This window comes from Pantoea sp. X-Soil-YNGN-775, assembly GCF_059730575.1.
Genome location: NZ_AP035945.1, coordinates 2,674,764 through 2,688,769, shown reverse-complemented (window position 1 = coordinate 2,688,769; position 14,006 = coordinate 2,674,764). Strand labels below are relative to the sequence as shown.

Genomic DNA, 14,006 nt, shown 5'->3' with positions numbered 1-14,006 from the left:
AGCGGAGAAGAAACCAAAAAGCACGGAGGGAAAACCGGACGGCTGAATTGCAGAGATAAAGCGGAAGCTCCCCTTGCACCGGCAACCTGGCGTAAGGGGAGTCAAGCGTGTGGGATTACTTGACCGGCATACCCGGTACCGCACCGCTGTCTACCGACAGGACAAACAGATCTTTACCGCCCGGTCCCGCCGACAGCACCATCCCTTCGGAGATGCCAAAGCGCATTTTACGCGGCGCCAGGTTAGCAACGATGATAGTCATCTTGCCGACCAGCACCGACGGATCGGGATAGGCCGCACGAATGCCGGAGAAAATCTGACGCTTCTCGCCACCCAGGTCGAGTTGCAGACGCAACAGCTTGTCTGAGCCATCGACCAGCTCCGCCTGCTCAATCAGCGCTACCCGCATGTCGACTTTAGCGAAGTCATCGATGGTGATGGTGTCACCAACCGGCGCATCTGCCAGCGGACCGCTAACCGCCGGGGCGCTGGCCGCGGCGGCATCCTCTTTCGACGCCTCAATCAGACCCTCGACCTTCGCCATTTCAATCCGGCTATAGAGCGCTTTAAATGGCGCAACCTGATGATCCAGCAGCGGCTGCGGAATCGCATCCCAGCTCAGTTCGCAGTTAAGGAAGCCTTCTGCGCGCGCGCTCAGCGACGGCAGCACCGGCTTCAGCCAGGTCATCAGCACGCGGAACAGGTTAATCCCCATCGAGCAGATCGCCTGCAGATCGGCGTCGCGGCCTTCCTGCTTCGCGACCACCCACGGTGCCTGCTCATCAACGTAGCGGTTTGCCAGGTCAGCCAGCGCCATGATTTCGCGGATCGCGCGGCTGTATTCGCGGCTCGCCCAGGCTTCACCGATCTTCTCTGACGCATCAACAAAGGTCTGATAGAGCGCCGGATCGGCCAGTTCAGCCGCCAGCTTGCCGTCAAAGCGTTTGGTGATAAAGCCGGCGTTACGTGACGCCAGGTTCACCACTTTATTGACGATGTCAGCGTTGACGCGCTGAACGAAATCTTCCAGGTTCAGGTCGATGTCGTCGATGCGTGAAGAGAGTTTTGCCGCGTAGTAGTAACGCAGGCTGTCTGCATCCAGATGCTGCAGCCAGGTGCTGGCTTTAATAAAGGTGCCGCGCGATTTCGACATCTTGGCGCCATTGACCGTCACATAACCGTGGACAAACAGGTTGTTCGGTTTGCGGAAGTCGCTGCCTTCCAGCATCGCTGGCCAGAACAGGCTGTGGAAGTAGACGATATCTTTACCGATAAAGTGATACAGCTCGGTGGTGGAATCTTTACGCCAGAATTCGTCGAAGTCGATATCGCCACGCTTGTCGCACAGGTTCCTGAACGAGCCCATGTAGCCGATCGGCGCATCCAGCCAGACGTAAAAATATTTGCCTGGCGCATCCGGGATTTCAAAGCCGAAATAGGGCGCGTCACGTGAGATATCCCACTGCTGCAGGCCCGATTCGAACCACTCCTGCATCTTATTAGCGACCTGATCCTGCAATGCACCGGAACGGGTCCAGGCCTGCAGCATGGCGCTGAATGATGGCAGATCAAAGAAGAAGTGTTCTGAATCGCGCAGCACCGGCGTCGCACCGGAGACCACCGATTTTGGATCAATCAGTTCGGTCGGGCTGTAGGTCGCGCCGCAGACTTCACAGTTATCACCGTACTGATCGGCAGACTTACATTTCGGGCAGGTGCCTTTAACAAAACGGTCCGGCAGGAACATCCCTTTTTCCGGATCGTAGAGCTGAGAAATGGTGCGGTTCTTAATAAAACCGTTCTCTTTCAGGCGACCATAGATCAGCGCCGACAGCTGGCGGTTCTCTTCACCGTGGGTTGAGTGATAGTTGTCATAGCTGACGTTGAAACCGGCAAAATCGGCTTCATGCTCTTGTTTCATTTCAGCAATCATCTGCTCTGGCGCAATACCCAGCTGCTGGGCTTTCAGCATAATCGGCGTGCCGTGCGCGTCATCAGCGCAGATGAAGTAAACCTGATTGCCACGCATTCGCTGGTAACGCACCCAAATGTCTGCCTGGATATGCTCGAGCATATGGCCGAGATGGATTGATCCGTTCGCGTACGGCAGCGCGCAGGTTACCAGAATTTTTTTAGCGACTTGAGTCATAGTTTGCGTAGCTTTCTGTTGATTGAAAAAACGGGCTTAGATGGTAACCGAAGGCTCCGCTGGCGTAAACACAAGGGATTCGCCACCGGCAGTCGCCGCGAAACGGTGGCCATCTGATATCATTGAAAATACATCGCTGAAGCTCAGCGTAAGAACAGCATAAAAAAGGAGTGGGGGATGACAGTACAATCCCGGGAACCGCATACGCCTGAAGCGCTGCGCGCCATCGTGGTCGGCGTACTGAGAGGCTTTGAGCATCCGACGCTGCAACAGAATCTCACCGCGCTGAAAGCGTTGCATCACGTGGCACAGCTGGACGGTAAGCTGCATATCGAGCTGATCATGCCGTTCGCCTGGGCTAGCGCCTTTGAAGAGCTGAAGGCGCAGACCAGCGCCGAGCTGCTGCGCCTGACCGGCACGCGCGCGATTGACTGGCGTTTAAGCCATGATATCGCCACTCTGAAGCGGGTGAAAAACCAGCCTGGCGTTAACGGCGTGAAAAATATTATCGCCGTCAGCTCAGGTAAAGGTGGCGTGGGCAAATCCAGCACTGCGGTCAATATGGCGCTGGCGCTGGCCGCCGAGGGCGCGCGCGTCGGTATCCTCGACGCCGATATCTATGGCCCCTCGGTGCCCAACATGCTGGGCACCGAACATGAACGGCCAACTTCACCCGATGGCACCCACATGGCACCGATTATGGCGCACGGGCTGGCCACCAACTCGATTGGCTATCTGGTGACTGACGATAACGCGATGGTGTGGCGCGGGCCGATGGCCAGCAAAGCGCTGATGCAGCTGCTGAACGAGACGATGTGGCCGGAGCTGGATTATCTGGTGCTGGATATGCCACCGGGCACCGGCGATATCCAGCTGACGCTGGCGCAGAATGTCCCGGTGACCGGCGCGCTGGTGGTCACCACGCCGCAGGATATTGCGCTGATCGACGCCCGCAAAGGCATCGTGATGTTTGAAAAAGTCAGCGTGCCGGTGCTGGGCGTGGTCGAGAACATGAGCCTGCACATCTGCAGCCAGTGTGGCTTCCACGAACCGATTTTCGGCACTGGCGGGGCGCAAAAGCTGGTGGCTGATTACCACACGCAGCTGCTGGCACAGCTGCCGTTGCACATTAACCTGCGTGAAGATCTGGATGCGGGCCAGCCGACGGTGATCAGCCGTCCGGACAGTGAATTCACCGCGCTCTACCGCCAGCTTGCCGGACGGGTCGCCGCCCAGCTTTACTGGCAGGGCGAGGTCATTCCTGGCGACATCGCCTTCCGCGCACTTTAAGCCCGACCCGACCCGCTGGTGTATTCAGACGCCAGCGGGTAGTGCATCAGCACATAGCCTCCCTGTTCCCCTTCGCCCTGCGCAATCATCTTCCAGCCGTGCTTCAGATAAAATGCCTGCGCCGCTTTGTTCTTCGTCAGGCACTTCAGCGCCCCGGTCGAGGTAAAGCGCGCCTGAACCGCTTCCAGCAACGCGCTGCCTGCGCCGCGGCCCTGCCAGTCGGGATCGACATACAGGCTGTGCAGGAAATTATCATTCTCCAGCAGGCCGGCAAATCCGACGCGCTGACCGTCACATTCCGCCACCAGTACGGTTTCACCGAGGATGACACTATCAAAATCTTCCAGCTGCCACTCGCTGCCATCCAGCCAGCGCCAGTTATGCCGCCGCGCCGCCAGAAACAGCGTACGCAAAAAAGGCCGATCGGCTTCAGTAAACGGACGAATCTCCACAAGTCAGCTCCCTTTATCTCCGGTCTTACAAAGCTAGCAGCGATTGGCCGAAAAGATTTGAAAAGTATAAAGCGGGTTAATTGTCCCGGCATTCCCTGTACACTGCCTCGCGGGCCAGAGAGCACCCAGCTTTCCGCGTTTGATAGCTTTCGTTTATTTGATTGATAACGACTGCATATTAGATGTTGGCCCGAAAATTCTGTAACGTACATCACATAATTCAACGGAGGCCATCAGATGTCTATTATCAATACCAAAATCAAGCCGTTTAAAAACGCAGCATTCAAAAACGGCGAGTTCATCGACGTAACCGAGAAAGACGTTGAAGGTAAATGGAGTGTGTTCTTCTTCTACCCGGCTGACTTCACTTTCGTTTGCCCGACCGAACTGGGCGACGTGGCCGATCACTACGAAGAGTTCCAGAAACTGGGCGTAGATATCTACTCCGTTTCAACTGACACCCACTTTACCCACAAAGCCTGGCACGGTTCTTCAGACACCATCGCCAAGATCCAGTACGCAATGATCGGCGACCCGACTGGCGCGCTGACCCGTAACTTCGAAATCATGCGTGAAGCGGAAGGCCTGGCTGACCGTGGTACGTTCATCGTTGACCCGGAAGGCATCATCCAGGCGATCGAAATCACTGCTGAAGGTATCGGCCGTGACGCGTCTGACCTGCTGCGCAAAGTGAAAGCGGCACAGTACGTTGCTTCTCACCCAGGCGAAGTGTGCCCGGCGAAATGGAAAGAAGGTGATGCAACACTGGCTCCATCTCTGGACCTGGTTGGCAAAATCTAATCCCGCTTCGGCCTTTCGATCTTTCTCTCATCGGGTGCCACGGCACCCGATTTTTTGACCAGGATATCACTATGCTCGACACAAATTTGAAGACGCAACTCAAGGCCTACCTTGAGAAATTAACCAAACCTGTTGAGTTGATTGCCACTCTGGACGAGGGTGCCAAATCAACCGAGATCCGTGAGCTGTTGGTCGATATCGCAGGCCTGTCTGATAAGGTCAGCTTCCGCGAAGAGAACGATCGTCAGGTCCGCAAGCCATCGTTTTTAATCACTAACCCAGGCTCGAACAGCGGTCCGCGTTTTGCCGGTTCGCCACTGGGTCACGAATTTACCTCACTGGTGCTGGCGCTGTTGCAGACCGGTGGGCATCCGTCAAAAGAAGCGCAGAGCCTGCTGGATCAGGTTGTCGCGCTGGATGGCGATTTCCATTTCGAAACCTACTATTCGCTGTCATGCCACAACTGCCCTGACGTGGTACAGGCGCTGAACCTGATGGCGGTGCTGAATCCACGCATCAGCCACACCGCGATTGACGGTGGCCTGTTCCAGAATGAAATTCAGGAACGCAACGTGATGGGCGTGCCGGCGGTTTACCTCAACGGTAAAGAGTTTGGTCAGGGTCGCATGAGCCTGGCGGAAATCGTCAGCAAAGTAGACACCAACGCCGACAAACGTGCCGCAGAAGAGCTGAACAAGCGTGATGCGTATGACGTACTGATTATCGGTAGCGGCCCGGCGGGCGCAGCAGCAGCGATCTATTCTGCCCGTAAAGGCATTCGTACCGGTCTGATGGGCGAGCGTTTCGGTGGCCAGGTGCTGGACACCGTTGATATCGAAAACTATATTTCTGTGCCGAAAACCGAAGGGGCAAAACTGGCGGGCTCACTGCGCGCTCACGTCGATGATTACAATGTTGATGTGATTGAGAGCCAGAGCGCGATCAAGCTGATCCCGGCTGCTGCTGTGGGTGGCCTGCATGCGGTTGAAACTGCTTCCGGCGCGGTACTGAAATCACGCAGCATCATCCTGGCGACCGGCGCACGCTGGCGTAACATGGGTGTGCCGGGCGAAGAAGAGTATCGCACCAAAGGCGTCACCTACTGCCCACACTGTGACGGCCCGCTGTTTAAAGGCAAGCGCACCGCAGTCATCGGCGGCGGTAACTCTGGCGTTGAAGCGGCGATTGACCTGGCCGGTATTGTTGAACATGTGACGCTGCTGGAGTTTGCCGGTGAAATGCGCGCTGACCAGGTGCTGCAGGATAAACTGCGCAGCCTGAAAAACGTGGATGTGATCCTGAATGCCCAGACCACCGAAGTGAAAGGCGACGGCAGCAAGGTGACCGGTCTGCAGTATATCGACCGTACCAGCCAGACCACGCACGAACTGGCGCTGTCCGGCATCTTCGTTCAGATCGGCCTGCTGCCTAATACTCCATGGCTGGAAGGCGCGGTTGAGCGCAACAAAATGGGCGAAATCATCATTGATGCCAAGTGCGAAACCAGCCTGAAAGGCGTGTTCGCGGCGGGTGACTGTACCACGGTTCCGTACAAGCAGATCATCATCGCCAGCGGCGAGGGTGCGAAAGCCTCACTGAGCGCCTTTGATTACCTGATTCGTACCAAAGCGGCTGAATAAGTTTTGCGATAGCCACGCAACAGCCCCTCGACTGATGTTGAGGGGCTTTTTTTTTAATATCCCGCCAGCGTCATCAGCATCATCCACAGCGGCGTGGTCACCGCAGCAAACAGCGTCGAAAACAGCATGCTGGCAGCGGCCGGGCCGGTAATCACATTAAACTTCTGCGACATCAGGTAGACGTTGACCCCGACCGCCATCGATCCCAGCAGCACCACCACTTTACTCTCCAGCGGCGGCAGGCCGGTCAGCCAGGCGATGGCCCACACCGTCATCGGTTGCAGCACCAGCTTGAGCAGGCAGAGGGTATAACTCTCTTTCAGTCCTTCCCGCACCCGGTAATGAGCGAGGCTCATGCCAAGAGTAACCAGCGACAGCGGGGCGGCGATCGATCCCAGCATCCGCAGCGGTTCCGCGGCCAGCAGCGGCAGCGGACGCTGCAAAAAGCTCCAGCCGGTACCGCTGAGAATGCCAATAATCAGCGGATTCTTCAGCACGCCGATCGCGGTGCGTCCCAGCCCCTGCAGCGAGAAGCTGCCCTGTTTCGCCCACTCAACCGAGATTGTCAGCAGGGTCCAGAGGATCAGGCTGTTAAACACCAGCACCAGCGCCACCGAGGGCAGGGACGCTGGCCCCAGCAGCACCGTCGCCACCGGAATGCCGAGCATCACGTTATTGGAAAAGATGCCGCCCAGCGCGAAGACCGAGCCAGCAACGCCATCCAGCTTAAACAGCCGTTTTGCCACTATCCGGCCGACGATAAATACCAGCAGGCAGCTGCCAAAAAAGGCCAGCAGCAGCCGCGCGTCAACCGGCGGGCTCTGGTAGAAATGGCTCATCACGCCAAACAGCATGCAGGGCAGCGCGACGTTGAACACGAAGCGGTTCATCCCTTCGCTGATGCTGGCGGGCCATTTACCCAATCGCGTCAGGCCGTAGCCCAGCAGGATAAGAATAAACAGCGGTGCGGACAGATAGATTTGATGACTTAAGCTTTCAAACAGCAGTGGCATAGAGAGAGTCTGGTCAGACGATGATTAGTTACCAGACTAACAAATTGCTAACTAACTGTTAACTTTAACTTTGTCTGAGCCGCTCGCCGTCAGGGCCGCTATCCCAGCCAGCGGCGCGCCTGTTGATCGCTGATATCCCGATAATAAACACGATGAATTGTTTCGCCGCAGCGCAGACAGCGGGCGGAAATATAGGTGGAAAGATAGTATCTGCCGTTTGGCGCGATAGCGCCGCGGCGTTCGATAATAATGTCCTGCCATCGATGACGGTGTGGAATAAGCGCTGACAATCGCATCATACATCCTGAATAGTATGAAGTTCCGCTCCTGGAGTGGTTTAACTCCATGAAATGAGGTGTTTTTTCGGCGATGCTCTACGCAGGCTAATTATTATGGCTGGCTACCGCTTATGGGCGGAACCCGATGCCGCGATGGGCAGCACCTGTGCTCTGGCTTAAATGGCTACCTCAAAAGAGGTAGTTTTATGGCCCGCAGCATTAAGCCTGTTTTTGCCGTAGCGAGAATTGATCAGGATCATGTGAAGTGTCAGCGGCGCGAGGATGGGTGACGTGGCTGTGGCTTGCTTTCGCGGCGCCACCTCCTTATGCTGCAGGCTGTAACACGACTCGGGTTGTCCTTCTTTGTAAAGGCTGAGAAATACCCGTATTACCTGAACTGGATAATGCCAGCGTAGGGGGCCAAAATTTGGCCTACTTATCGTGAGATTGACTCTCTTTTTGTTTGTGCGCAATGCACTTGAGGTACAAAAAGGGTGTATTTATGGGGTACAGAACTCTTCCATACACATTTCAGAAAAATGGTAACTACTACCTGCAAATCCGGCTTTCCAATGGCAGGATGTATAAGAAATCCCTCCTCACTGACAGCTATCGTTAAGTAACTGCTTTGATGATTGGCGTTACTCCGCATATTCCTTTTGTTAAGTCATTAGCTACGCCGATCCTCGTGTTCGAATCATTTTTGTCTAATCTGATTGCGTCAGAACGTAAGGCTGCGAGAAATCCACTTTTGCCCCACCAGCAGATAGCTCCTCCTGTTGAAATCGTGGAATCTCAACCGCCAGCCGAACCGGAAAAAGTGCTAACTCTCTCGGATGCGTGGACGATGTCCAAAGACGAAAAGGGACGCAACTGGACGAAATCTATCTCAATGGCAAATGAGTGATACATGGACGTGCTGTTAACGATCTTAGGAGGGGAACTGATGTAAGGGTGATCACTAAGCAGGACATCAAACAGGTGATGGAAGTTATTGAAAACCTGCCTAAGCGTGTTGTTCAGCCTTACCGCTCAATGTCGATTCAGCAACTGATTGAATGCGATGATGTTCCACTGGAGCAACTGGTAGGCGTTGAGGCCATCCATAAGCATCTCAAACTGTATAAATCACTCTTCAAAACCTTCCTCACCGAAAGCAAAGACATTCTAACTAAGTCGCCAACTGATGGCGTAGCGGCTGCACCATCGAAAGCGAGATTTGGTGCATACAGCACAGCTGAGATGAAAAAGTTTGTAGGGTGGGCACTAAAGCAGCCTGATAACTGGCAAAAATGGAGCACGTTGTTATTGGCATATACTGGAGCAAGAAGAAGTGAGAGAGGAAAACTGGAGAAGTCACAGATCAAGTTCGACGAAGATAGTCAGCGTTATTATTTCCTGATTGCTGAGGGAGGGAAGGGTAAACGGAGAATGCCACAAGGCAGGTAGTCATCCACCCTAAGTTAATCGAATGGGGGTTCATGGATTACGTTGATCGCCAATGGAAAGAGCGGATTTTTTCAGAAGTGGCAGGTACGAACATGACGAAGATCGGTAAAGTGTTTGCTGATGTTCGAGATCAATTGGGTATTCCTTATCTGGACGATTATGGACAACGGCGGTTACTGCATTCTATCCGTCACTCGGTCTGTTCTGCTGCAATGGCTGGCTGGGTTACTAACATTCTTCATCTTCAGCAGACTGTTGGTCATGAGAAGAGTGGGGGAATAACTAAGCGCTATCTACATATATTTCCGCTATCTACGATTTGCTATGTGATAGATGGTTTGAGTTGGACAAATTAACGAACTGTAGGTCCTGATAGTGCAACAGCATTTACTGTGTGATAAATATACTTTACCCAGTAAGATTGCAGGGAAACGGGTTGTGAGTCAGCTCTTCTGAATGGAGCTTATCTCTACTGGATCAAAGGGTTAGTGATATGTGTATGATGGTTTTTAACCTATTGATACCAATTGGATTTTTTTCTTTACTTTTCATGTAATTGATACTATGTCAAAATTGTAGAAAGGAATGAAAACATGGATCTAATCAATGAATTTCACAGCAATTGACCTATTCTGCGGTGCTGGTGGGTTGACATGCGGTTTAAAAGATGCTGGCTTTAAAGTTATCGCTGGTGTCGAGCTTGAAGCGGTTGCTGCAAAAACTTACAGAATTAACCATGCCGATCATATTCTCTATGAAGCTGATATTCGCACGTTAAACCCTCTAAAAATTATGGAGGAGTTGCAGCTTCAACCAGGGGAGTTGGATTTATTAGCGGGTTGCCCTCCATGCCAAGGTTTCTCATCTCATCGCACTCGAAACAAATGTACTTCAGTTGAAGATATTAGAAATGACCTTATTTTTGATTTAATGAGGTTTGTGAGGGCTTTTGAACCTAAAACAGTCATGATCGAGAACGTTCCTGCTCTGGCTAAAGATGAGAGGATTACTAAGGTCATTGCCGAGCTACGTGATCGTGGGTATGTCATCGGTGAAAAAACATTGCAAGTGAAAGATACCGCTTGTTATGGCGTTCCTCAACGCAGAAAAAGAATGATCCTTATCGCATCTAAGTTTGGTGATATCGACGAGCCTTTAAAAGTAGCCTCTCCAAAGACTGTAAAAGATGCAATCGCAGATTTTCATGTTCCTGGTGAAGGTAATGACAATCTTCATGACTTTATTCCGAACAGAACCGATAAAATTAAAGCGATGATAAGAAACATTCCTAAAAATGGTGGTTCGAGAGCAGATTTACCGAAACAGTTTTGGCTACCTTGCCATTTGAAAAATCCAGATGGATATAAAGATGTTTATGGACGAATGTCATGGGATAAAGTTTCTCCAACCATTACCGGTGGGTGTACTAATCCTTCAAAGGGCCGTTTTTTACATCCTGAACAAGATAGATCTATCACATTGCGTGAAGCTGCCGCGCTTCAAACTTTTCCAAAAAATTATGCCTTCTCGCTGGATAGTGGAAGAGAGTTCGCTGCACTGATGATCGGCAATGCCTTACCACCTGCCTTTATTTGTGCACATGCAACCAAGATTATTGAGCATTTGAATAAGTCGGAAAAACAGAATAGGGAATAAAAACATGTCTGATTACGAAATGAAGTTTGATCCTCATACGATAGAACATCTCGGCGTGAAAATGTATTCTACGCTTCCACCAGCACTTGCTGAACTGATTTCAAATGCTTATGATGCTGACTCAGGAAATGTGACTCTCGATTTTTTGGAAGTAGGGAGTAACAAATTTATTAGCATCAAAGATGATGGTACAGGGATGAGTGCCACAGATATTCAACAGCGATTTTTAGTTATAGGCAGAAATAGACGTCGACATGATGGCGATAAGCCAACACCACGGTTTGGACGTTATGCTACAGGCAAAAAAGGTTTAGGAAAATTAGCCCTGTTTGGTCTTGCCAGGGAAATAACTATTGATACCGTTAAGGATGGAAAAAGAAATAGGTTTGTACTTGATTGGAATGCACTACTTAATGCTGATGGCGTCTATAATCCTACTGTAGAGTTATCTGATGAACCTACAGATGCTGCAAATGGAACGACGATAAAATTATCCAAACTCAAACGACAATCCCCGTTTGATCTTGAAGCGATTGCTAACAGCTTGTCAAAAATATTTATCGTTGATGATAACTTTAATATAAATCTTAAAGACCAATATGGTCATGTTGTAACGGTAAATAATGCTCGTCGGTATAGTGGTTTTGAGCAGCAGTTCGAATGGGATGTTGAATCTCTGATGAAAGATGACAGCCCTTATAAAGATAAATTGAAGGGTACCTTGTATACTTCACGGACTCCGATAAGACCAAATTCAGGTTTAAGAGGAATTTCCCTGTTTTCAAGAGGGAAACTTGTTAATAACCCCGAGTTTTTTTCAAACAGCACATCAAGCCATTTCTTTCAATACTTGACCGGATGGATATCTGTTGATTTTATTGATGATCTTGATGATGACGTCATCTCAACCAACCGGCAGTCTATTGATTGGGATAATGAGGAAATGACTCTTCTTCGTGAATATCTCTCAACAATTATTAACCAAGTTAATAATGAATGGAGAAATAAACGAAAAGAGAAAAAGGAAAAAGAACTTGAAGTGACAACTGGCATAGATACTAATCAATGGATGAGTACGATGCCTGAAGATATCAGACAGCAAGCATCAAAAATTATAGATTTTCTTGGTGAAGAAGACGCGCTTGAGAAGTACAGTCCTGTTATTGAAGCGCTGCATACAATAGTGCCAGAATATCCTTTGTTACACTGGCGATATTTAAATGAGAAAATTAAAGATAGAATAAAAACATTCTACACAAACAAACAATATGGAATGGCAGCGGATCAAGGAACGAAAATATACTGTGAGGTTATTCGTGAACTCACTGGCCTGACATTTGATGGTACAGAACTTGTTAATTTAGTTTTTTCCCCTAAAAAACCTGTCATTAAATTATGTGATATTTCGACTCAAACAGGAATGAGTATTCAAAGTGGACAGCGTTCACTTTCCCAAGGGGTTATTGAGTCCTTTAGAAACCCGGTTGCGCATATGCCATTGGATAAATTAGTTCCTGAGCAATATTCTGAGTTGGATTGTTTAAACGTTTTAAGTTTGATTTCTTATCTTTTTGAAAGGATGGAAGGTGCTGAAGTTATCACGGAAACAGGAGATGCATAGTAATTAATCTAAATTCTGAAGATATGAAAGCATACTCAGGGTTTAGTGTATGCTTCATTCAGAGTGTCCTGATCCCCCGTTGATTAGTAGCGTGGTTATTTGAACAGTTAAACGTTAATTTTTGGACCTCTACAATGCGGCATTCGGAATTCTCAAGTATCCGAGAGTTGTTCGAATTTCTTAAGTCTGTAGAAGGTTGCTTCACTGATCGCTAACCTATCCTGGACCGCAACTGGTGGTAAACCTTGCGCCAGCAACTCTCGCACCTGTTCAACGGTTGCTTTGATAGGTCTGCCGCAATGCTTACCTTCAGATTGAGCACGTTTGATTTCTGCTGTTCTACGCTCTGCGATCAGGTCTTTTCCAGGCTTGCAATTCCAGCCATCATAGTGAGCATCGTTTACCCACTGGAGTTGAAAGATCAAATTCTTCTCGCAAGCTGACAACCTTCACGCCCTTCACTTTCATATAAAAAATTGTTGATAGTAATGATTCAATGACTTTAGATGTATAGCTGGTGTGCCAGCTTAGAATTAGCCAGTCAGTGAATGTCATGATTTATCCACCGTGTACTCGTAATGCATCTTCTCCCCAACTCCTATTTTGAAATCAGGATTTGCTTGCATAATGAAACACCACAAACCCAGAGCCTTACCTTTGTAATCCTTTGGAATCTCAACAGAGAATACATCAGGTTCAGCTTTCGGAGTTATAGCGGTCACTTCTTGCTCATATACTGTATGCTCGTTAAATGCTTCAGTTATCATTGAGCTGAGGCTACCAAACATGGCAAAACCATTGCGTTCGACATCCTCTAATGAGTCAGGATTAAACGTGAAGCGCACACAGTGAAGTTTCCCGTTCTCGTCCATTATTCCCTCAGGTTCACCACATTCCCAACGACCGAACCGCATCAGGTAGAATGCAATATTCTTCTCTTCGTAGTCTTCAATCTCTTTTTCGCCACAATACATCTTCACGTCACCGCAAATGAAATTCGCTCGATTGTCTTCGTCAACAGAGGCGTCTTTATTCCTGTCAGCTACCAGTTCGAAGACAAGAGGGGGCTTAGTCCCCACGGTCACGTCACCGAGCATTGCCATTTCGTTATTAGCAAGTGAATGTATCGGTGTCGTTTCATACTTCTGTTTTAGTTCAATAAATGAACTCACCGGCAGCAATGTCCACATTCTGAGACAGCGGTAATAGATTGCAAAATACAATGGGACACCGTTTAGCTCACTATAACGTTGAAGTTTTGCAACGTAGTCCTTTCTTAGTAGGTATGTTGATGTAGGGTTCGGGAGGCTGCTGTTTTTCACCTCAACGAATATCTGTCTACCATCCTTCAGGACGAGCCTGTAGTCGGGTAGTAAAATGTCGGCATCATCAGAAATTACGTCACCAGTATCTTCAGTTTTTATCAGGCGACATCCATGCAACCCTGCGGCAATTTGACCAAAACACGCTTCCATGCGTTTACCGTGAAGTAGTATCTGATTTTCCTGTGAAGCCTTAAGCGATTCGCCAAACTGCTCAAGGAACGTTTCAGTGTCCTCTGGCGATTTCAGTTTGTAGTCATGTTCACGGCTAAATGCTGTAAATACTTCCAGAGCTTCGAACTTCCCAGGATTTCTGACAAGGCGTTTCATCATTT

Annotated in this window: 10 protein-coding genes and 2 pseudogenes; 6 read left to right on the top strand and 6 right to left on the bottom strand. The window is 50.0% G+C overall.

What is annotated here, in order from left to right; genetic code table 11:
• Positions 1–115 precede the first annotated feature (115 nt).
• On the bottom strand, positions 116–2,149 hold the full coding sequence (gene metG, locus AC6I8I_RS12640; protein WP_312055456.1) for a methionine--tRNA ligase: 2,034 nt from the start codon (positions 2,147–2,149) through the stop codon (positions 116–118).
• A gap of 177 nt (positions 2,150–2,326) precedes the next feature.
• On the opposite strand from metG, the gene apbC reads away from it, so the two are divergent.
• A complete protein-coding gene (gene apbC / locus AC6I8I_RS12635) occupies positions 2,327–3,439 on the top strand; it encodes an iron-sulfur cluster carrier protein ApbC (protein WP_312055457.1) in 1,113 nt (370 codons plus the stop codon).
• Here apbC and AC6I8I_RS12630 read toward each other — a convergent pair.
• On the bottom strand, positions 3,436–3,891 hold the full coding sequence (locus tag AC6I8I_RS12630) for a GNAT family N-acetyltransferase (protein WP_497827921.1): 456 nt from the start codon (positions 3,889–3,891) through the stop codon (positions 3,436–3,438). The two genes, apbC and AC6I8I_RS12630, sit on opposite strands and share 4 nt — an antisense overlap.
• Positions 3,892–4,128: 237 nt before the next feature.
• Here AC6I8I_RS12630 and ahpC point away from each other — a divergent pair, with 237 nt between their 5' ends.
• Positions 4,129–4,692, top strand: a complete 564-nt coding sequence (ahpC, locus tag AC6I8I_RS12625; protein WP_010617942.1) for an alkyl hydroperoxide reductase subunit C — start codon at positions 4,129–4,131, stop codon at positions 4,690–4,692.
• 71 nt (positions 4,693–4,763) lie between these two features.
• Positions 4,764–6,332 (top strand): alkyl hydroperoxide reductase subunit F, encoded by a 1,569-nt coding sequence (ahpF, locus tag AC6I8I_RS12620; protein WP_312055459.1) that lies wholly within the window; start codon positions 4,764–4,766, stop codon positions 6,330–6,332.
• A 53-nt stretch (positions 6,333–6,385) separates the two neighbouring features.
• Here the strand turns inward: ahpF and AC6I8I_RS12615 are convergent, their stop codons facing one another.
• A complete protein-coding gene (locus AC6I8I_RS12615) occupies positions 6,386–7,345 on the bottom strand; it encodes an AEC family transporter (protein WP_312055460.1) in 960 nt (319 codons plus the stop codon).
• Positions 7,346–7,443: 98 nt separating this feature from the next.
• Positions 7,444–7,641, bottom strand: coding sequence for a hypothetical protein (locus AC6I8I_RS12610; RefSeq protein ID WP_312055507.1), 198 nt, complete (start codon positions 7,639–7,641; stop codon positions 7,444–7,446).
• 484 nt (positions 7,642–8,125) lie between these two features.
• Between AC6I8I_RS12610 and AC6I8I_RS12605 the strand changes: the two are divergent.
• The 3 genes and pseudogenes from AC6I8I_RS12605 (at position 8,126) to AC6I8I_RS12595 (ending at position 12,349) form a co-directional block, all read left to right on the top strand.
• Positions 8,126–9,428 (top strand): annotated as a pseudogene (locus AC6I8I_RS12605) (site-specific integrase).
• 250 nt (positions 9,429–9,678) lie between these two features.
• On the top strand, positions 9,679–10,728 hold the full coding sequence (locus tag AC6I8I_RS12600) for a DNA cytosine methyltransferase (RefSeq protein WP_497827920.1): 1,050 nt from the start codon (positions 9,679–9,681) through the stop codon (positions 10,726–10,728).
• 4 nt (positions 10,729–10,732) lie between these two features.
• A complete protein-coding gene (locus tag AC6I8I_RS12595) occupies positions 10,733–12,349 on the top strand; it encodes a TIGR02391 family protein (protein ID WP_497827919.1) in 1,617 nt (538 codons plus the stop codon).
• Positions 12,350–12,501: 152 nt separating this feature from the next.
• On the opposite strand, the pseudogene AC6I8I_RS12590 reads toward AC6I8I_RS12595, so the two are convergent.
• Both AC6I8I_RS12590 and AC6I8I_RS12585 read right to left on the bottom strand, forming a co-directional pair.
• Positions 12,502–12,811, bottom strand: a pseudogene (locus AC6I8I_RS12590) (recombinase family protein); the annotation flags it as partial.
• An 89-nt stretch (positions 12,812–12,900) separates the two neighbouring features.
• Positions 12,901–14,004 carry a hypothetical protein gene (locus AC6I8I_RS12585; protein WP_497827918.1) on the bottom strand — a complete coding sequence of 368 codons (1,104 nt, stop codon included), beginning with the start codon at positions 14,002–14,004 and terminating at the stop codon, positions 12,901–12,903.
• Between the last annotated feature and the right edge of the window lie 2 nt (positions 14,005–14,006).